The organism is Georgenia sp. 311 (assembly GCF_006151955.1).
In the GTDB taxonomy this organism is placed as follows: Bacteria; Actinomycetota; Actinomycetes; order Actinomycetales; family Actinomycetaceae; genus Oceanitalea; species Oceanitalea wutianyii.
Window position 1 is genome coordinate 1 of record NZ_VDFS01000052.1, and the last position, 19,365, is coordinate 19,365.

Genomic DNA, 19,365 nt, shown 5'->3' on the forward strand with positions numbered 1-19,365 from the left:
CACGTCAGACTGCCCCGTGAGGTGGGGCAGTCTGACGTGTCCCGACAGGCTTCCCCCTCAGGACGCCGGGAGCGTCACCTCGACCTCGACGTCGACGTCGCCGTCCCGGTCGAGGGTGAACGCCGCCCGCGCGCCGGACGCGCTCACCGCGTACTCGCCCCGGAAGCCGCGCACGCTCACCCGTCCCTCGGCGTCGGTGCGCAGCGTCGTCGGCGCCAGCCACCACTCGTCCTTGAGGAGCCCGTGCAGCGCGTCGAAGGACGGCTTGGTGCTCCCGTCCGCGCGCACGAGCCCGACCGGCGCCCCGAGCCAGCTGCCCTCGTCGGTGAGGCCCCAGTAGGTGACGGCCTCGACGGCGGGGTGGGACACGAGCGTGCGGTAGTGCCGCACGATCTCCTGCGCCTGGCGCTCCTCACCCTCCGGCGTCGTCGGCCACGACTCCACCTGGTGGTCGTTGAGGTCGACGACGTCGGCCGGCATGAGGTCCCCGGACAGCAGCGTGCTCTCGGTGAGGTGGAGCGGCAGCCCGAACCGCGCGAAGCGGTCGAGCGTCTCCAGCGTGCGCTCCTCACCCCAGTAGCCCTGGTGCATGTGGCTCTGCAGGCCGATCGCGTCGACGCGGATCCCGGCCTCGAGGACGCCCTCCACGAGGCACTCGAACGCAGGGGAGAGGTTGAAGTCGTTGAGCAGCAGGGTGGCCGACGGGTTCGCGGCCCTGGCCTCCTCGAACGCGAGGCGCACCGTGGGGATGCGGCCCCGCTCCCAGCACAGCCGGGTGATCGCGTTGCGCCGCTCCTCGTTGCTGAAGACCGGCATGATGACGACCTCGTTGATCGCGTCCCAGACGTCGACGACGCCGGCGAAGTCGCTCACCTCCCGACGGATGCGCTCGCGGAGCAGCGTCTCGACCTCGTCGGTGGGCAGGTCGAGCAGCCAGTCCGGCGCGAGGGTGTGCCAGGCGAGCGGGTGGCCCTTGACCGTGACGCCCCGCTCGGCGAACCACCGGGCCGCGCGGAGCAGGCGCGTGGTGTCCGGCGTCCCGCGTCGCGGCTCGAAGCCCGCCCAGTAGAACGGGAGCGTCGCGGTGTTGAACAGGTCGAGCCACAGGGCGGCGAGGTGCTCGCCGGAGGCCGGCGGTGCTCCGCCGAACGGGCTGTCGGGGTCGGCCTCGGTCTCCCCGTTGGCGTGCGCGACGAGGTCGAAGCCGATGTTGCCGAAGGAGAAGGCGTGCCGGGTCTGCGCGACGGTGACCTCGGTGTCGGCGAGCGGGGCGCCGTCGCCGCGGCGGACGGTGAGGAACGCCTCGGCGTAGCGGTGGCGCAGCGACGCGTCGGCGGAGGACGTGACGGTCATGCGCGCGGGTGTGCGGTCGAGGCGCGCACGACGAGCTCGGTCGGGAGGCGCAGGTGGCTGCCGGGGTCGCTCGTCCCGTCGAGGATGCCGACGAGGAGCCGCAGCGCCTCGCCGCCCATCTCCTGGATCGGCTGAGCGACCGTCGTCAGCGGGGGAGAGGTGAGCGCGGACTCGGGGACGTTGTCGAAGCCGATGACCGACAGCTCGTCGGGCACCGAGATGCCGAGGTCGTGGGCGACGTCCATGGTCCCGATGGCCGAGAGGTCGTTGGCGGCGAAGATCGCCGTCGGCCGCTGGGGGAGGGTGAGCAGCTCACGCGCCGGCGCGCGGGCGCTGTCCCGGCGGTAGTCCGCGACCCGCAGGAGAGCCGGGTCGACGTCGATGCCCGCCGCGGCGAGCGCGGCCCGGTAGCCCTCCTCGCGCAGCCGGGAGGACTCGAGGTCGGGACGTCCGCCGAGGAAGCCGATGCGGCGGTGCCCCAGGGAGAGGAGGTGCTCGGTGGCGGTGAGGCCGCCGCTGAAGTTGTCGGAGTCGACCGTGGGCATGCCGGTGGGCCCGGCGTGGGGGTCGATGGCGACGACGGGCGTCGTGCCGCCGGAGTCGACGACTGTCGGGGTGACGACGATCGCGCCGTCGATGAGGGTGCCGCTGAGCCGGGACAGTGAGCGGCGCTCCCAGCCGGCGCGCGAGCCGACGCTGTCACCGCCGGAGTAGGCGAGCAGCTCGTAGCCGGTGCCGTCGATGGCCGTGGAGACGCCCTTGAGGATCTCGGCGCTGAACGGCTCGAACTCCGCGACGAGGATCCCGATGACGTTGGTCCGGTGGCTGCGCAGGCTCCGGGCGACGAGGCTGGACTCGTAGCCGAGCTCCTCGATGACCGCCTGGACCCGCTCGCTCGTGGCGTGGGCGACGCCGTACCGCCCGTTGATCACCTTGGACACGGTCGCCGGCGAGACGCCCGCCGTCCGGGCCACGTCGTGGATGGTCACCCGCGGGGTCATGGTCACCGGTGCACCATACCGCGACGAAACCGTTATCGATATCGATTGACAGTGTCCGGCGTCACGCGGCATGCTGGCATCGTTCGGTCAGTCAACGACGACGAAGGATGCGTCCTATGGGAAGCAGCAAGCGAGTTCTCACCGCGGCGGCACTCACCAGCGCCGCCCTCCTCCTGGCCGCCTGTGGCGGCGGCGGTGAGACGAGCGAAGGCAGCACCACGGGCGAGGGCGGCGACGTCACCCTCACCTGGTGGCACAACTCGAACAACGAGCCCGGTCTGGGCTACTACGAGCAGGTGGCCGCCGACTTCGAGGCGGCCAACGAGGGCGTGACCATCGAGATCACCCCGATGGCGCACCAGGACATGCTCACCCGGCTCGACGCCGCCTTCCAGACGGGCGACGCGCCGGACGTCTACATGGAGCGCGGCGGCGGCGAGCTCGCCGCGCACGTCGACGCCGGCCTCACGATGGACCTCACGGAGCTGGCCGCCGAGGAGATCGAGATGATGGGCCCCTCGGTCGGCGGCTGGCAGTACGAGGGCAAGACCTACGCCCTGCCCTTCTCCGTGGGCGTCGTCGGCTTCTGGTACAACACGGACCTCTTCGAGCAGGCGGGCATCACCGAGGCCCCCGAGACGATGGAGGACCTCTACGCGGCGATCGACGCGCTCAAGGCCGCGGGCATCGAGCCGATCTCCGTCGGCGCTGGCGAGAAGTGGCCCGCCGCGCACTACTGGTACTACTTCGTCACGCGCCAGTGCAGCGAGGACGTCCTGGCGGAGACCGCGGACACGATGGACTTCTCCGACGAGTGCTTCGTCCGGGCGGGCGAGGACCTCGAGGAGCTCGTCGCCGCCGAGCCGTTCAACGCCGGCTTCCTCGCCACTCCCGCGCAGACCGGCCCGACCAGCGCCTCCGGGCTGCTCGCCACCGAGCAGGTGGCCATGGAGCTTGCCGGCCACTGGGAGCCCGGTGTCATGCAGGGCCTCACCGAGGACCAGCAGGGCCTGGGCGACAAGACCGGCTGGTTCCCCTTCCCGACCGTCGAGGGTGGCGAGGGTGACCCCGCCGCGCCGATGGGTGGCGGTGACGCGTGGGCCTGCTCGGCCGACGCTCCGCCGGAGTGCGTGGAGTTCATCCGCTACCTCCTCAGCGACGAGGTCCAGTCCGGCTTCGCCGAGCTCGGGATGGGCGTGCCCACCAACCCGAACGCGATCGCCTCGCTCACCAACCCGGCGCTCGCCGACCTCGTGACGATCCGTGACGAGGCCCCGTACGTCCAGCTCTACCTCGACACGCTGTTCGGGGAGAACGTCGGTGGTGCCATGAACGACACGATCGCCCTGGTGTTCGCCGGTCAGGCCGGTGCCCAGGACATCGTGGACGCGACGCAGGCCGCTGCCGGCACGCGGTGACGACGTGGTCGACGACGTGACCGCCCCTCCTGCGGGCACGCGCGCCGACGGCGACACCGTGGACGCCGCCTCCCGGGTGCAGACCCGGGGGGCGGCGCCCGCCGCCGCCCCCGCGCCGCGTGGACGCCGCCCGCTGCGCCCGGCCGTGCGCAAGCGGCTCGAGATCGCGTTCTTCGTCCTGCCGGCGCTCGCCCTGTTCGCGGTCTTCATCGTCACGCCGGTCGTCCAGGCCGTGCGGTACTCGGTGTTCCGCTGGAACGGGCTCGGCCCGCTCGACGACTTCGTCGGGCTGGCGAACTACGCCAACGCGCTGCGCGACACGATCTTCACCGACGCGGTGATGAACAACTTCATCATCATCGCGCTGTCGATCCTCATCCAGCTGCCCCTCGGGCTGGGCATCGCCCTCCTGCTCAACCGGGAGATCTGGGGCCGGACGGTGCTGCGCGTCGTCATCTTCGTGCCCTACGTCCTGGCCGAGGTCGTCGCCGGTGTCATCTGGTTCATGCTGCTGCAGCCGCGCGGCGTCATGGACGCGCTGTTCGACACGGTCGGTCTGGGGGAGTACACCCAGCTGTGGCTCGGGGACCCGAAGGTCGCGCTCGGCACCGTGATGTTCGTGCTCACCTGGAAGTACGTGGGCCTGGCGATCATCCTCTTCCTCGCCGGTCTCCAGGGCGTGCCGGCCGACCTCTACGAGGCGGCCCAGCTCGACGGCGCCTCGTGGTGGCAGGTGCAGCGGCGGATCACGATCCCGCTGCTCGGCCCGACCATCCGCACGTGGGGCTTCCTGTCGATGATCGGCTCGCTCCAGCTCTTCGACATGGTGTGGATCCTCACCGGCGGCGGCCCGGCGAACTCGACGATGACGATGGCGGTCTACCTCATCAACCAGGGGACCGAGCGCAGCCTGTACGGCTACGCCTCCGCCGTCGCCGTCATCCTCTTCGTCATCTCCCTCGTGCTCGCCGCCTTCTACCAGCACTTCATCCTGCGCCGGGACAACCCGGACGCACCCCAGCCGCGAAAGGCCAGGCGATGAGCGCTCCCCTCACGACGCCCGCCCCCGGTGGCACGGTCGGCACCCTGGAGACCTCGCCGCGGCGCCGACGCAGCAACGCCTTCTCCCGTGGGAACCCGCTCGTCTACGGCATCGCGCTCGTCGTCGTCCTCGCCACCCTGGGCCCCGTCGTCTACGCCGTCCTCGGCGGCTTCCGGACCAACGCCCAGCTCGCCTCGGACCCGGTGAGCCTGCCCGACCCGTGGGTCCTGACGAACTACGGCCGTGTGCTCACGTCCCCGGCGTTCTGGCGGTACGCGCTCAACTCGACGATGATCGCGCTCGCGACGACCGCGATCGTCGCGATCTTCGGCGTCATGGCCGCCTACCCGCTGGCGCGCTACCAGTTCCGCGGGCGGGGGTTCCTCACGACCTTCTTCACCCTCGGGCTGCTCTTCCCGCTCACCGTGGCGATCATCCCGCTGTTCCTCATGGTCCGGGAGCTGGGCCTGACGAACAGCATGTGGGGGGTCGTGCTGCCGCAGGCGGCCTTCGCCCTGCCGATGACGATCGTCATCCTGCGCCCCTTCCTCATGGCGCTGCCCAAGGAGCTGGAGGAGGCCGCGGCGATCGACGGTGCCTCCCGGATCGGCTTCTTCTGGCGGATCCTCCTGCCGCTGTCCGGGCCCGGGCTCGTCACCGTCGGCGTGCTCGCCTTCGTCGCGTCGTGGAACGCCTACCTGCTGCCGCTCCTCATCCTCAGCGACCCGCAGGCCCAGACCCTGCCGCTCGGGGTGGCGAACTTCTCCACCCAGTACGCCCAGGACACCGCCGGGGTCCTCGCCTTCACCTCCGTCGCGATGATCCCCGCCCTCGTGTTCTTCCTCGCGATGGAGAAGCGGATCGTCAGCGGCCTGCAAGGAGCGGTGAAGGGCTGACCGCAGCCTCGTGCCCACACCAGAGCGGCCGTCACGCCGTCGTCGCGCTCGCCCGCGCAACCACAAGGAGAAAGTCCCGTGCTACAAGCGTCCGTCCCGGCGATGCCGGTCGTGTCCGAGCGTGTGCGTGAGCTGCACGCGCGGATGACGCTCGAGGAGAAGCTCGCGCAGATCGTCGGCTACTGGCTCGACCAGGGCGGCGACGTCGTCGCCCCCATGCAGGGGGAGATGGCCGCCGGCCAGCGGGGCGCAGACGCCCTCGCCGACATCACGCGGCACGGCATCGGCCACTACACCCGCGTCTACGGCACCCGTCCGGTCGACGCCGCGGAGCGGGCGGCGTGGCTGTGGGGCGAGCAGCGCCGGCTCAAGCGGGAGACCCGCCTGGGCATCCCCGCGCTCGTCCACGAGGAGTGCCTCACCGGCCTGGCCGCGTGGCGGGCCGCGACCTTCCCCACCCCGCTCGCCTGGGGCGCCGCCTTCGACCCCGCGCTCGTCGAGGAGATGGGGCGGGTCGTCGGGGAGTCGATGCGCAGCCTCGGGGTCCACCAGGGCCTCGCCCCGGTGCTCGACGTCGTCCAGGACCCGCGCTGGGGACGCGTCGACGAGTGCATCGGGGAGGACCCCTACCTCGTGGGGACCGTCGGCACCGCCTACGTCCGCGGCCTGCAGTGCTCCGGCGTCCACGCGACCCTCAAGCACTTCGTCGGGTACGCCTCCTCGCGCGCCGGACGCAACCACGCCCCCGTCTCCGCCGGGCCGCGGGAGATCGCCGACGTCCAGCTGCCGCCCTTCGAGATGGCCCTGCGCGACGGCGGTGCCCGCTCGGTGATGAACTCCTACACCGACGTCGACGGCGTGCCGATGGCCTCGAGCGTCGAGTACCTCACCGGGGTGCTGCGTGAGCGGCTCGGGTTCGACGGCGTCGTCGTCGCCGACTACTTCGCCGTCGCCTTCCTCGAGGTCATGCACGCCGTCGCCGCCGACCGCGGCGAGGCTGCGGCGCTCGCCCTCGAGGCGGGCGTCGACGTCGAGCTGCCCACCGGGGACGCCTACCTCGAGCCGCTCGCCGCGCGCGTGCGCGCCGGGCTGCTCGACGAGCAGTACGTCGACCGGGCCGTGCTGCGCGCGCTGTCGCAGAAGGAGGAGCTCGGGCTGCTCGACCCCGACGCGTTCGAGGACGAGCCGCCCGCCGTCGTCGACCTCGACTCCCCCCGCCACCGGGACGTGGCACGCCGGCTGGCCGAGAAGTCGATCGTCCTGCTCGTTAACGACGGCGTCCTGCCGCTGCGCAGCTGGGTACGCGCGCCGCGGCGGGTGGCCGTCATCGGCCCCAACGCCGACCGGGCCGCGGCCCTCCAGGGCTGCTACTCCTTCACCAACCACGTCCTCGCGCACTACCCCGACCACGACCCCGGCCTCGCGATCCCGACCGTCCGCGACGCGCTCGGCACGGCGTTCGCCGCCGCCGGGATGCCGCAGCCCGAGCTGGTGCACGTCCCCGGCTGCGCCGTCGAGGGGGAGGACACCTCGGCCTTCGCCGAGGCGGTCGCGGCGGCGGAGGGCGCTGACGTCGCGGTCGTCGTCGTCGGCGACCAGGCCGGCCTGTTCGGCCGCGGCACGGTGGGCGAGGGCAACGACACCGAGTCCCTCGACCTGCCGGGGGTGCAGCGCGAGCTCGTCGAGGCCGTCCTCGCGACCGGCACACCGGTCGTCATGGTTCTCGTCACCGGCCGTCCCTACGCCGTCGGCTGGGCCCTGGAAGGGCCTGGTCCTCGGCCGGGTGCCGTCCTCCAGGCGTTCTTCCCCGGTGAGGCCGGCGGTCTGGCGATCGCCGACGTCCTCACCGGCGTGGTCGCCCCGTCCGGGCGGCTGCCGGTGTCACTGCCGCGCTCGGCGGGTGCGCAGCCCTACACCTACCTCCACCCGATCCTCGGCGGCCCCTCGGAGGTGACGTCGGCGGACTCCACGCCGCTGCGCCCCTTCGGCTTCGGGCTGTCCTACACGCAGTTCGCCTACACCGACCTCGTGGTGGACCCCGAGGTCCGGGCGGGCGGCACGTTCACCGCCGCGGTGACGGTGAGGAACACCGGGCAGGTCGCGGCGAGCGACGTCGTCCAGCTCTACGGGCGCGACCTCGTCGGGTCCGTCGCGCGGCCGGTGGCCCAGCTCCTCGGCTACGCCCGCGTCCCGCTGCAGCCCGGGGAGTCACGCCGGGTGACGTTCACCGTGCCGACGACGCGCCTGGCGTTCTCCGACCGGCGCCTCGTGCGGGTCGTCGAGCCCGGCGACGTCGAGGTGTGGGCCGGTTCCCACGCCGCGGCCTCGGCGCCCGCGGCGGCGGGGGAGGAGCCGGCGAACTACGCCATCCGCAGCGAGCGCAAGGACGAAGGACCCGCGGTCCCCGGGACGGCGACGGAGCGGGCGCGGGTCGCGATCAGCGGCGCAGTCCATCAGGTGACGGCGTCGGACGAGCGCCTCGTCCACGTGCGCGTGACGCCTGCCTGAACGGGGGGCGGCGTCTCGAATGACGAGACGTGTCATGCGCGCGCCCGGGACAATGTCGTTACGAACGGGTGGGCTTGCGCACGCGCGCGGGTTGGCGGGTTGGTGGGAACACATGGCGTGGAGAATCCATGGCAGTCGATAGGGTCTGTGACATGGCTACGCAAGAGATCACCTACCGCGTTTGCGACACGTGCGGCGACGAGATCCGCCTCGCTGAGACGTACCGCATCACCCCGCCCGGCAGCAGGAGCCGCACTCGCGAGGTTGACCTGTGTGACGAGCATTCGCTGCCGGTCCGCAAGGCCCTGAACCCGAAGGCCACCGCAGGAATTGTTCGTCTCCGAGCCGATTTCGTTGAGGCGAGCTGAGGCGGGGCCCGCGCCACCCACGCCAAGGTCTCGCGAGACCTGCGCGTGACGGGCCGACGTACGTGTCTCGTGCCGGGTCTGATGGAGGCTCTCAATCCAGTGGAGGATGAGAGTCACGGCAGCACCGAGGAAGTACCCCGAGGAGCTTCGGGAGCGTGCGATCCGGATGGCGGCCGACCTACGCCGTGACCCGGCCACGCGTCAGGGGGTGTTGGCGAGGGTCGGGGAGCAGCTGGGGATCAATCCCGAGACGCTGCGCAACTGGGTGACTCAGGCTGAGGCCGACGCTGGGGACCGCCCGGGGACCACGACGTCTGATGCTCAGCGGCTGGCGGACCCACCCGCGCTGGGCCTGTCGGTCGCCCTGGCCCTGGCGTCCTTCGCGGTGCCGTGGCTGACGTCTGTTGGCGTGGTCCTCGGGGCGGTCGTGCTCCCCGTCGTCATCGAGGCGGCTGCGCGGAGGACCTCGGGCGCGGCACCGCTCGGTGACTACCTCGGCCCGCGGACCAGGGGAACGGTGCTCGCCTCGTTGGCGGTCGCCGTGCTCGTCACCGCCGCAGCGCTCTTCCTGCTCAAGGTCACCGGAGCCGTCGGGGGCGTGCTCGTCGGCGCCGTCGTCATCAGCGTGGTGACGGCCTGGTGCACCAGGTGGGTGAGCCGGCAACGCCTCACCGAGGGTGCCGGCCGATGAGCTCGGCGGTCGCCGGCTTCAACGCGGTCATCCACCCCGAGCAGCGGATCCGGATCTGCGCATTTCTCCTCGCGAACGAGGAGGCGGCCTTCTCCGTACTGCGCGAGTCCTTGAGCATCAGCGAGTCGGGCCTGAGCAAGCAGGTCAAGGTGCTCGTCGACGCGGGGTACGTGCGGGCCACGAAGGAGCGCGGGGTTTCGCGGCCGCGGACCTGGGTGGCACTGACGGCCGAGGGCCGCCGGGCGACCGTGGGCCACCTGGCGGCACTGCGGGAGATCGCCGCAGTGGTCGAGTCGTCCTGAGGAGAGGGAGGGACGAGGTCGCACATCGCGCTCATGTCGGTGGCGCACGGGCCGCGCGGATGGGGCGGGCCGCCGCCGCGCGCGTCGACGCGCAGTTCGGCCGTGCGCGTGCGGCCCAGGAGCTCGAACGCCTCCTGCCGTCCTGAGGGCACCGCTAGCCTGGGCGCAGCACGGTGACGGTGCCGTGCGCCGGAGGGGGGCGAGTGGACGCGGACGTCGTCGTCGTGGGCGCGGGCCTGGCCGGGCTCGTCGCGACCGCCGAGCTCGCCGGTGCCGGGCGCCGGGTGGTCCTCGTGGACCAGCAGCCGCTCACCGACCTCGGCGGGCAGGCCTTCTGGTCCTTCGGCGGGCTGTTCCTCGTCGACTCCCCGGAGCAGCGCCGCATGGGGGTGCGCGACAGTGCGGAGCTCGCCTGGCAGGACTGGGCCGGCACCGCCGGCTTCGACCGCCCGCGCGAGGACCTGTGGCCCGAGCGCTGGGCGCGTGCCTACGTGCGCTTCGCCGCCGGGGAGAAGCGCGCGTGGCTGCACTCCCTGGGCGTGCGGTTCTTCCCCGTCGTCGGCTGGGCGGAGCGCGGGGGCGGGCTCGCCGCCGGGCCGGGGAACTCCGTGCCCCGCTTCCACATCGTCTGGGGCACCGGGCCGGCGATCGTCGCGCCCTTCGCCCGCCAGGTCCGGGCCGCCGTCGACGCCGGGCTCGTGCGCCTGGCGCCGCGCCACCGCGTCACCCGGCTGACGACGACGGGAGGCGTCGTCGACGGTGTCGCGGGGGACGTCCTCGCGCCCGACGGGGCCGCGCGCGGCGAGCCGACGAGCCGCGAGGTCGTCGGGGAGTTCCGGCTGGGCGCCCAGGCCGTCGTCGTCGCCTCCGGCGGGATAGGCGGCAACGGAGAGCTCGTGCGGCGCTGGTGGCCCGAGTCGCTCGGGACCCCGCCGGCCCGGATGCTCACCGGGGTGCCCGCCTACGTCGACGGCTCGCTGCTCGAGGCCGCCGAGCGGGCGGGGGTGAGCCTGGTCAACCGGGACCGGATGTGGCACTACACCGAGGGCGTGGAGAACCACACGCCGGTCTGGCCCGGGCACGGCATCCGGATCCTGCCGGGCCCCTCCTCCCTGTGGCTCGACGCCACGGGGCGCCGGCTGCCCGCCCCGAACTTCCCGGGGTTCGACACCCTCGCCACCCTGCGCCACCTGCGCTCCACCGGGCACGACCACAGCTGGTTCGTCCTCACCCGCCGGATCATCGAGAAGGAGCTCGCCCTGTCCGGCAGCGAGCAGAACCCCGACCTCACCGGCAGGGACGTGCGCCTCCTCCTCGAGCGTCTGCGCCCCGGCCCGCCCGGACCGGTGGCCGCGTTCACGGAGCGAGGGTCGGACTTCGTCGTCGCCGGCTCCCTCGACGAGCTCGTCGCCGGCATGAACCGGCTGACGCCCGAGGCGCCGCTCGACCTCGACGTCGTCGCCGGGGAGGTGCGCGCCCGCGACCGTGCGCTGGACAACGAGTTCACCAAGGACGCCCAGGTCACGGCGCTGCGCCAGGCCCGCACGTACCGCGGTGACCGGCTGGTCCGGGTGGCCGCCCCGCACCGGCTGCTCGACCCCGACGCCGGGCCGCTCGTCGCCGTCAGGCTCCGCGTCCTCACCCGCAAGACCCTCGGCGGCATCGAGACGGACCTCGACGGGCGAGCGCTCGGCCCGGACGGCGCGCCGGTGCCCGGGCTGTTCGCGGCGGGGGAGGCCGCCGGGTTCGGCGGTGGCGGCATGCACGGCTACCGCTCGCTCGAGGGCACCTTCCTCGGCGGCTGCCTGTTCTCCGGCCGCCAGGCCGGGCGGGGCGCCATCGAGGCGACCTGAGCGGTGCGTACCCGAGCACTGCCTCGTCCGTGGGAAACTTGTCCTCATGGCTATGCGAGACATCCGCGTCGTGGGGGACCCGGTCCTGCGCACCCCGTGCGAACCGATCACGGACATCGACGACCGCGTCAAGGCGCTCGTCGAGGACCTGCTCGAGACGGTCGACCACGAGGGGCGCGCCGGCCTGGCCGCCAACCAGATCGGTGTCAGCCTGCGGGCGTTCTCGTGGAACATCGAGGACGAGATCGGCTACGTCCTCAACCCCCGGATCGTCGAGGTCTCCGAGGAGGAGTACCAGGACGGTGACGAGGGCTGCCTGTCCGTGCCGGGTCTGTGGTTCCCCACCGAGCGCGCCTGGTACGCCCGCGTCGAGGGCATCGACCTCGACGGCAAGCCCGTCGTCGTCGAGGGCGAGGAGCTCATGGCCCGCTGCCTGCAGCACGAGGTCGACCACCTCGACGGGATGCTCTACATCGACCGCCTGGACAAGAGCCAGCGGAAGAAGGCGATGCGCGCCATCCGGGAGATGCTGTAGCACCACTTCCCACGGGGTCCGTGGTCGGCTAGTGTCGGCCACGGTCCGACCGTCGGACCCCTCACCTCGGGGAGGGTGTGTGCTCCGCACCTGGTATCTCACCACGCGCTTCGACTGCGACCTGCGTCGGCAGGCCAGCGCGCTCTGTTGTTGTCGCTGAGCACCTGCGGGACGGTTCAGCTCTGACCTGAGCCCCGGACGCCGGCACCGCCGCCGGCCCCCTGCGCCACGCCGTCGTCATCGGCGTGCCCGCGCGTCCGCACACCCGCGCCCCGGCGCACCATCGCGCCTGCCTCGTCGTCCCTGCACACCCGGAAGGCAGTCATGTCCACCACCACGTCCTCCCGACGGCGGCTACGAGCCCCGTCGTTCACCGTCCAGATCCTGCTCGCGCTCGTCCTCGGCGTCCTTCTCGGCTGGTGGGCGCTGTCCATCGGCCAGACGCCCGAGGGGGAGCCCAACGGCCTCACCGTCGCGCTCGACACCATCGGCGGCGCGTTCGTCAGCCTGCTGCGCGCCACGGTCCCGCCCCTCGTCTTCACCGCGATCGTCGCCTCGATCGCCAACCTGCGGGGGGTGGCCAACGCCGCCCGCCTCGCCGGCCAGACCCTGCTGTGGTTCGCCGTGACCGCCGCCGCCTCGGTGGCGATCGGCATCGGCCTCGGGCTCCTCATGAAGCCCGGGATCAACACCTCGGTCGGCGCGGACGCCGCGGCCGACCCGGGCCGCACCGGCAGCTGGCTCGACTTCCTCAGCGGCCTCATCCCGGCCAACTTCCTCGGCCTGCAGAGCTCGGTCTCCCTCGAGCGCGCCGGCGACGAGATCGCCGGGGTGAGCGGGTCGTTGAGCTTCAACGTGCTGCAGATCCTCGTCATGGCGCTCGTCGTGGGGATCGCCGCGCTCAAGGTCGGGCAGAAGGCCGAGCCGTTCCTCTCGGTCAACCGCTCGCTGCTCGCGATCATCCAGAAGGTGCTGTGGTGGATCATCCGCCTCGCCCCGCTCGGCACGCTCGGCCTCGTCGGGCGCGCGGTGGCCACCTACGGCTGGGAGTCCCTCGCCCCGCTCGGCACGTTCGCCGCGGCCGTCTACATCGGCCTGGCGCTCGTGCTGCTCGTCGTCTACCCGATCGTGCTCAAGAGCAACGGGCTGTCGGTGGTGCGGTTCTTCCGCGGCGCGTGGCCGGCGATCCAGCTCGGGTTCGTCTCCCGTTCCTCGATCGGCACCCTGCCGGTCACCGAGCGGGTCGTCGAGCGCAACCTCGGGGTTCCGCAGTCCTACGCCTCCTTCGCGGTCCCGCTCGGGGCGACGACGAAGATGGACGGCTGCGCCTCGATCTACCCGGCGCTCGCGGCGATCTTCGTCGCGCAGTTCTTCGGGATCGAGCTCGCGATCACCGACTACCTGCTCATCGCGTTCGTCTCGGTCGTCGGCTCCGCGGCGACGGCCGGCCTCACCGGCGCGATCGTCATGCTCACCCTCACCCTGTCGACCCTCGGCCTGCCGCTCGAGGGCGTGGGCCTGCTCCTGGCGATCGACCCGATCCTCGACATGGGCCGTACCGCGACGAACGTCGCGGGCCAGGCGCTCGTGCCGACGATCGTCGCCAAGCGTGAGGGCATCCTCGACGTCGAGCAGTACGACTCGGCCAACGCCACGGACCTCTTCACCGAGGACGTCGAGCACGCGGACGGGGCACCGCAGGAGGTGAGCGGCCGGCCCGAGGCGGCGGCCGCCCCCGCCCGGTCCTGACCTCCCGCCGGTGGGTCCTGGTCGGGCCCACCGGCGGTGTGGCATGATGACCGTGCTACGCCGTGATCGTGGCGGAACTGCTGGTAACTCCGGCTGAGGTCGTAGGGGAAGACGCACCTCAACAGGAACCAGGAGGGTCGACATGAGTGGTGCCAACACCCGCGGCGTCATTTTCGTGCACTCAGCGCCCCGTGCGCTGTGCCCGCACGTCGAGTGGGCGGCCGGCACGGTCCTCGACGGCCGCGTCACGATGGAATGGACGCCCCAGCCTGCCGCGCCGGGAATGTTCCGCGCCGAGTACTCCTGGGCCGGCCCGGTCGGGACCGGGGCGCGGCTCGCCTCCGCGCTGCGCGGGTGGAACCACCTGCGCTACGAGGTCACCGAGGACCCGACGCCCGGGGTCGACGGCGGGCGCTGGTCGCACACGCCCGAGCTCGGCATCTTCCACGCGCAGACCGACGCGCACGGCAACGTCGTCGTGCCGGAGGACCGGGTCCGTTCCGCCCTCGAGCACGCCGCCGACCCCGTGCGCATGCGCCACGAGCTCAACCTGGCGATCGGCCAGGCGTGGGACGACGAGCTCGAGCCGTTCCGCTACGCCGGTGCGGGCGCGCCGGTGCGCTGGCTCCACCGGGTCGGCTGAGCCCGGCCGGGACCGGCGCGGCCGGTCCCGGCCCGCGTCAGACGTTGCGGACGGCGAGGGCGACGTTGTGGCCGCCGAACCCGAAGGCGTTGTTGACCCCGACGACGTCGCCGGCGGGCAGCGCGCGCGGGATGTCGCGCACGAGGTCGATGTCCAGGCCGGCGTCCATCTCGGTGACGTTGATCGTCGGGGGAGCGGTGCGCTCCTTGATGGCCAGGACGGTGAAGATCGTCTCCAGCGCGCCGGCACCACCGAGGAGGTGGCCGGTCATCGACTTCGTCGCGGAGATCGTCACGTGGTCCGCCTCGGCGCCGAGCCCGCGGCGGATCGCGGCGGCCTCGATCCCGTCGCCGACGGGCGTGGACGTCGCGTGCGCGTTGACGTGGACGACCTCGCGGCCGGTGACGCCGGCGTCCTGGAGCGCCAGGCGCATCGCGCGCTCCTGCCCGGCGCCGGTGGGGTCGGGCGGGGCGATGGCGTAGGCGTCGGACGTCATGCCGATGCCGCAGATCTCGGCGTACACGCGCGCGCCGCGGGCGGCGGCGTGCTCGGCGCTCTCCAGGACGACGATCCCGGCGCCCTCGCCCAGGACGAAGCCGTCGCGGGTGACGTCGTAGGGGCGTGAGGCGCCCTCGGGGTCGTCGTTGCGCGTCGACAGCGCCTGCATCTTGGCGAACGCGGCCATCGGCAGCGGGTGGATCGCGGCCTCGGTGCCACCGGCGACGACGACGTCGGCGCGGCCCGAGCGGATCATGTTCACCCCGGTGGCGATCGCCTCGGCGCCCGAGGCGCAGGCGGACACGGGGGCGTGGGCCCCGGCGCGGGCGCCGACCTCGAGGGAGACGTACCCGGCGGGGGAGTTGGGCATGAGCATGGGGACGGTGAGCGGCATGACGCGGCGCGCGCCGCGCTCCTTGACGGTGTCCCACGCGTCCAGGAGGGTCCACACGCCGCCGATCCCGGAGGAGACGACCGCGCCGAGACGCTCGGGGTCGACCTCGGGGGCGCCGGCGTCGGCCCACGCCTCACGGGTCGCGATGACCGCGTACTGGGCGCTCGGGTCCATGCGGCGGATCTCGGTGCGGGCCAGGACGTCCGCGGCGGAGACGGCGAGCTGGCCGGCGAAGTCGACCGGGATCTCGTACCGCTCGGCCCAGTCGTTGTCCAGGGTGCGCACGCCGGACTTGCCGGCGAGGGCGTTGCTCCAGGTCGAGGGCACGTCCCCGCCCAGCGGCGTGGTGGCTCCGAGACCGGTGACGACGACGGTGGGGCTCATGGCTGCTCCTCGAGGTGGGTGGGTGCCGGCCGGGACGACGGTGACGCCGTCCCGGCCGACGAGGTCAGGCCTGCGCGCCGTGGATGAAGGAGACGGCGTCCTGGACGGTGGCGAGGTTGGCGACCTCCTCGTCGGGGATGCGGACCTCGAACTTCTCCTCGGCCAGCGTGACGATGGTCATCATCGACAGGGAGTCGATGTCGAGGTCGTCGGTGAAGGACTTCTCCAGCTGGACGGACTCGGCCGGAAGGCCGGTCTCCTCGTTGACGATCTCCGCCAGTCCGGCCAGGATCTCCTGCTCGCTGTGTGCCATGCGTGTTGCTCCAATTTCGTGTGGATGGGTCGGAAGACAGTGTGGTCCAGAAGGCGTGCGCCGCTCGGGGCGACTCGCCCGGGTCAGGGCAGGGCCACCACCTGGGCGGCGTAGGCGAGGCCGGCGCCGAACCCGATCTGCAGCGCCAGCGCCCCGGACTCCACCGCGCCCTCCCGGATGAGCCGCTCGGCGGCCAGCGGGATGGAGGCGGCGGAGGTGTTGCCGGTCTCGGCGATGTCCCGCGCGATCACCACGGAGTCCGAGAGCCCGACCTGCTTGGCGAGCTGGTCGATGATCCGCATGTTCGCCTGGTGCGGGAGGAACACCTCGATGTCCTCCGGCCGCAGCCCGGCGGCCTCGATCGCCGCGGTGGCGACCTTGGCCATCTCGAAGCTCGCCCACTTGAAGACGGTGGGGCCCTTCTGCCGCAGCGTCGGCCACGAGGTGTCGGTGCCGTCGCGGAAGGTGAGCCAGGAGTGGGTCTGGTAGATCGTGTCCGCCTGCGACCCGTCCGAGCCCCACACGGTGGGGCCGATCCCGGGGGTGTCGGACGGGCCGACGACGGCGGCGCCCGCACCGTCGCCGAGGAGGAAGGAGATCGTCCGGTCGGTGGGGTCGATGAAGTCCGACATCCGCTCGGCGCCGATGACGAGGACGTGGTCCGCCGTGCCGGCGCGGACGAGGGCGTCGGCCTGGGCGATGCCGTAGCAGTACCCGGCGCACGCGGCGGAGATGTCGTACGCCGCGGCAGGGCTCGCCCCGATACGGTCGGCGATGATCGTCGCCAGGGCGGGGGTCTGCTCCAGGTGGGTGACGGTGGCGAGGATGACCGCCCCGATCCGGGAGGCCTCGACGCCGGAGGCCTCGAGCGCCTTGCGGGCGGCCTCCTCGGTCATCGCGGCGATCGTCTGCTCCTCCGTGGCGCGTCGCCGCTCGATGATGCCGGTCCGCTGGCGGATCCACTCGTCGGAGCTGTCGATGGGCCCGGCGATGTCGTCGTTGCTCACGACCCGCTCACCGCGCACCCCGGAGATGCCGAGGATGCGGGAGTAGGCGTGGCGCTGCGGGGAGCGCAGGGTGGGACGGGTCATCGGGCCCCTCCGTGCTCGCGCACCAGCTCACGGGCCGCGTCGATCTGGTCGGGGGACTTCAGGGCGAGGGTCTGCACGCCGGGCAGCGTACGTCGGGCCAGTCCGGTAAGGACACCGGCGGGCGCCAGCTCGACGGCGGCGGTGACGCCGAGGTCGACCATCGCCTCGCAGCACAGGTCCCACCGCACGGGGCGGGCCACCTGCGCGACGATCCGGTCCAGGGCGTCCTGGCCGGAGGTGACGGCGGCGCCGTCGGCGTTGGACAGGAGCGTGGCGCGCGGGGCGACCGGGGTGAGTGACGCGGCGGCCGCGGCCACCTCGCCGACCGCGGGGGCCATGTGCTCGGTGTGGAACGCGCCGGCCACCTGGAGCGGCACGACGCGCGCCCGCGCGGGCGGCTCGGCGGCGAGGGCCGCGAGCTGGTCGAGGGTGCCGGCGGCGACGACCTGTCCGCCGCCGTTGACGTTCGCGGCGGTGAGCCCGTGCCGGGCGAGGACCTGCTCGACCTCCTCGGGGTCACCGCCGACGACGGCGCTCATCCCGGTGGGGGTGACGGCGGCGGCCGCGGCCATCGCCCGGCCCCGGACGCCGACGAGCGTCATCGCCTCGCCGGCGGTGAGCACGCCCGCGACGGCCGCGGCGGCGAGCTCACCGACGGAGTGGCCGGCGGTGACGTCGACCGCGGCGGTGCCCTGCCCGAGCAGCGCCTGGAGGGCGAGCAGCGAGGCGGCGACGATGAGCGGCTGGGCGTTGCGGGTGTCGCGGATCTCCTCGGCGTCCGCCTCGGTGCCGAGGCGGCGCAGGTCGAGACCGGCCGCCTCGCTGTAGGCGTCGAGGGACGTGGAGAGCTCCGGGAGCTCGAGCCACGGGGAGAGCATCCCGGGGGACTGGGCGCCCTGGCCAGGGCAGAGGATCGCGAGCACGGCCTCCACTCTGCCAACAAGGCACGGCACGCCAGCGGCGCGACGCCTACCAACTCCTCACGACCCCCTTGTGGGAGATCGACAAAGCGGTGGCGCCGCAGTGAGCGCCGTCACACCCCGGAGTGGTCCCCGGCCATGGCGGACAGGCGACCGACGACGAGCGCGACCTGGAGCACGAAGGCCTCCCGCGGCGTCGTCGCGTCCCACCCGACGACCTGGGAGATGCGCCGCAGCCGGTAGCGCACGGTGTTGGGGTGGACGTACAGGGCGCGGGCGGCACCCTCGAGGGACCGGCCCTGGGCGAGGTACTCCCCGAGCGTCTCGAGCAGCGGGCCGCCGGCCGTGACGAGCGGGCGGTAGATCTCGTTGAGCAGCGTGCGCCGGGCGAGCGGGTCGCCGTTGAAGAACCGCTCGGGCAGCAGCTCGTCGGCCTCGACGAGCTCGGGCGCGTCGGGCCAGGCCGGCGCGGCGAGCAGTCCGGCGAGGGCCGCGCGTGCGGAGCGACCAGCCTCGGCGATGTCCCCGACCTCGGGGCCGATGACCACGGTGCCCGGCCGCAGCCGGGACATGAGGGACTCCGCCGCCGCGCGCAGGTCGGGCCCGCCGAGGACGATGACGAGCCGGTCGCCCTGGATGCCCACGAGCGCGTCGTGCGCGGCCCGGCGGGAGGCGCGGCGCAGCTCTGAGGTGCTGCGCTCGTCGAGGGGGGTGTGGGTGGTGCCGACGAGGACGACCGTGCGCCCGGTGCCCGACCAGCCGAGGGCCGCGGCGCGCGAGCGCAGCGAGCCGTCGGTGTCCCCACGGACGAGTGAGTCGACGACGAGCGCCTCGAGCCGCGCGTCCCAGGCGCCGCGCGCCTCCGCGGCCCGGGCGTAGACCTCGGCGGCGGAGAAGGCGACCTCCCGCGAGTAGCGCAGGACGGCGTCACGCAGGTCGCGCTGCTGGCCCGGTGCGGCGAGCTGGACGGCGTTCTCCTCCACGACCTCGACGATGAGGCGGACCAGCTGCAGCGTGTGCTGCAGCGAGATCGAGCGGGTGAGCTCGGGCGGCGCCGCCCGGAAGATCTCCGCGGCGTTGTACGTCGCCTCGGCCGAGCTCTCGTACCAGGCGATGAAGGCGGCGATGCCGGACTGCGCGACGAGCCCGATCCACGACCGGTCCTCCGCGGCGAGCTCGCCGTACCAGGGGATCTCGCCGTCGAGGCGCTTGAGCGCGGCGGAGGTGAGCAGGTCGGTGCCGCCGCGCAGGCGCCGGACGACGTCCGAGCTGTCCTGCCTGTCGGCGGGAGTGCTCGCGGGTGACATGGGCAGAGCATAGGGGAGGCGTTGTGGGAAGCCGACAACCCCGCTCGCCAGGTGAGAACGGCGCAGCGACGGCGGAACCGGTGCCCCGTCCACATGAGG

General features: G+C 73.0%; 18 protein-coding genes. 11 read left to right on the top strand and 7 right to left on the bottom strand.

Annotation, left to right across the window (positions count from 1 at the left end):
* Positions 1-57: 57 nt before the first annotated feature.
* Complete coding sequence (locus tag FHE66_RS10985) at positions 58-1,353, bottom strand: endo-1,4-beta-xylanase (protein WP_139073003.1); 1,296 nt, start codon at positions 1,351-1,353, stop codon at positions 58-60.
* Positions 1,350-2,354 (bottom strand): LacI family DNA-binding transcriptional regulator, encoded by a 1,005-nt coding sequence (locus FHE66_RS10990; protein ID WP_139073111.1) that lies wholly within the window; start codon positions 2,352-2,354, stop codon positions 1,350-1,352. The genes FHE66_RS10985 and FHE66_RS10990 overlap by 4 nt, the downstream gene beginning before the upstream one ends.
* A gap of 116 nt (positions 2,355-2,470) precedes the next feature.
* Between FHE66_RS10990 and FHE66_RS10995 the strand changes: the two genes are divergently transcribed.
* From FHE66_RS10995 to FHE66_RS11045, 11 genes are all read left to right on the top strand, one after another.
* Positions 2,471-3,772, top strand: coding sequence for an ABC transporter substrate-binding protein (locus FHE66_RS10995; protein WP_139073004.1), 1,302 nt, complete (start codon positions 2,471-2,473; stop codon positions 3,770-3,772).
* 4 nt (positions 3,773-3,776) lie between these two features.
* Positions 3,777-4,814 (top strand): carbohydrate ABC transporter permease, encoded by a 1,038-nt coding sequence (locus FHE66_RS11000; protein WP_230976562.1) that lies wholly within the window; start codon positions 3,777-3,779, stop codon positions 4,812-4,814.
* The gene (locus FHE66_RS11005) at positions 4,811-5,710 is read left to right on the top strand and encodes a carbohydrate ABC transporter permease (RefSeq protein ID WP_139073005.1); all 900 of its coding nucleotides are present in this window, start codon (positions 4,811-4,813) and stop codon (positions 5,708-5,710) included. Before FHE66_RS11000 ends, FHE66_RS11005 begins: the two co-directional genes overlap by 4 nt.
* A gap of 102 nt (positions 5,711-5,812) precedes the next feature.
* Positions 5,813-8,218, top strand: coding sequence for a glycoside hydrolase family 3 N-terminal domain-containing protein (locus FHE66_RS11010; RefSeq protein WP_139073113.1), 2,406 nt, complete (start codon positions 5,813-5,815; stop codon positions 8,216-8,218).
* A gap of 152 nt (positions 8,219-8,370) precedes the next feature.
* Positions 8,371-8,586 (top strand): hypothetical protein, encoded by a 216-nt coding sequence (locus FHE66_RS11015; protein WP_139073006.1) that lies wholly within the window; start codon positions 8,371-8,373, stop codon positions 8,584-8,586.
* 106 nt (positions 8,587-8,692) lie between these two features.
* Positions 8,693-9,277: a transposase gene (locus tag FHE66_RS11020; protein WP_139073007.1), complete on the top strand. Its 585-nt coding sequence runs from the start codon at positions 8,693-8,695 to the stop codon at positions 9,275-9,277.
* Positions 9,274-9,579 carry a transcriptional regulator gene (locus FHE66_RS11025; RefSeq protein ID WP_139073008.1) on the top strand — a complete coding sequence of 102 codons (306 nt, stop codon included), beginning with the start codon at positions 9,274-9,276 and terminating at the stop codon, positions 9,577-9,579. Before FHE66_RS11020 ends, FHE66_RS11025 begins: the two co-directional genes overlap by 4 nt.
* Before the next feature lie 203 nt (positions 9,580-9,782).
* Complete coding sequence (locus FHE66_RS11030; RefSeq protein WP_139073009.1) at positions 9,783-11,432, top strand: FAD-binding dehydrogenase; 1,650 nt, start codon at positions 9,783-9,785, stop codon at positions 11,430-11,432.
* Positions 11,433-11,478: 46 nt separating this feature from the next.
* Positions 11,479-11,967 (top strand): peptide deformylase, encoded by a 489-nt coding sequence (def, locus tag FHE66_RS11035; RefSeq protein ID WP_139073010.1) that lies wholly within the window; start codon positions 11,479-11,481, stop codon positions 11,965-11,967.
* A gap of 324 nt (positions 11,968-12,291) precedes the next feature.
* The gene (locus FHE66_RS11040) at positions 12,292-13,716 is read left to right on the top strand and encodes a dicarboxylate/amino acid:cation symporter (protein ID WP_139073011.1); all 1,425 of its coding nucleotides are present in this window, start codon (positions 12,292-12,294) and stop codon (positions 13,714-13,716) included.
* A gap of 142 nt (positions 13,717-13,858) precedes the next feature.
* Positions 13,859-14,359: a DUF3145 domain-containing protein gene (locus FHE66_RS11045; protein ID WP_139073012.1), complete on the top strand. Its 501-nt coding sequence runs from the start codon at positions 13,859-13,861 to the stop codon at positions 14,357-14,359.
* Positions 14,360-14,396: 37 nt separating this feature from the next.
* Here the strand turns inward: FHE66_RS11045 and FHE66_RS11050 are convergent, their stop codons facing one another.
* The 5 genes from FHE66_RS11050 to FHE66_RS11070 all read right to left on the bottom strand — a co-directional run bounded on the left by FHE66_RS11050 (position 14,397) and on the right by FHE66_RS11070 (position 19,266).
* Positions 14,397-15,635, bottom strand: a complete 1,239-nt coding sequence (locus tag FHE66_RS11050) for a beta-ketoacyl synthase (protein ID WP_139073013.1) — start codon at positions 15,633-15,635, stop codon at positions 14,397-14,399.
* A 64-nt stretch (positions 15,636-15,699) separates the two neighbouring features.
* Positions 15,700-15,948: an acyl carrier protein gene (locus FHE66_RS11055; protein WP_139073014.1), complete on the bottom strand. Its 249-nt coding sequence runs from the start codon at positions 15,946-15,948 to the stop codon at positions 15,700-15,702.
* Positions 15,949-16,031: 83 nt separating this feature from the next.
* Positions 16,032-17,039 carry a beta-ketoacyl-ACP synthase III gene (locus FHE66_RS11060; protein WP_139073015.1) on the bottom strand — a complete coding sequence of 336 codons (1,008 nt, stop codon included), beginning with the start codon at positions 17,037-17,039 and terminating at the stop codon, positions 16,032-16,034.
* Positions 17,036-17,962 carry an ACP S-malonyltransferase gene (locus FHE66_RS11065; protein WP_139073016.1) on the bottom strand — a complete coding sequence of 309 codons (927 nt, stop codon included), beginning with the start codon at positions 17,960-17,962 and terminating at the stop codon, positions 17,036-17,038. The genes FHE66_RS11060 and FHE66_RS11065 overlap by 4 nt, the downstream gene beginning before the upstream one ends.
* A 110-nt stretch (positions 17,963-18,072) precedes the next feature.
* Positions 18,073-19,266, bottom strand: coding sequence for a CdaR family transcriptional regulator (locus FHE66_RS11070; RefSeq protein WP_139073017.1), 1,194 nt, complete (start codon positions 19,264-19,266; stop codon positions 18,073-18,075).
* Positions 19,267-19,365 lie beyond the last annotated feature (99 nt).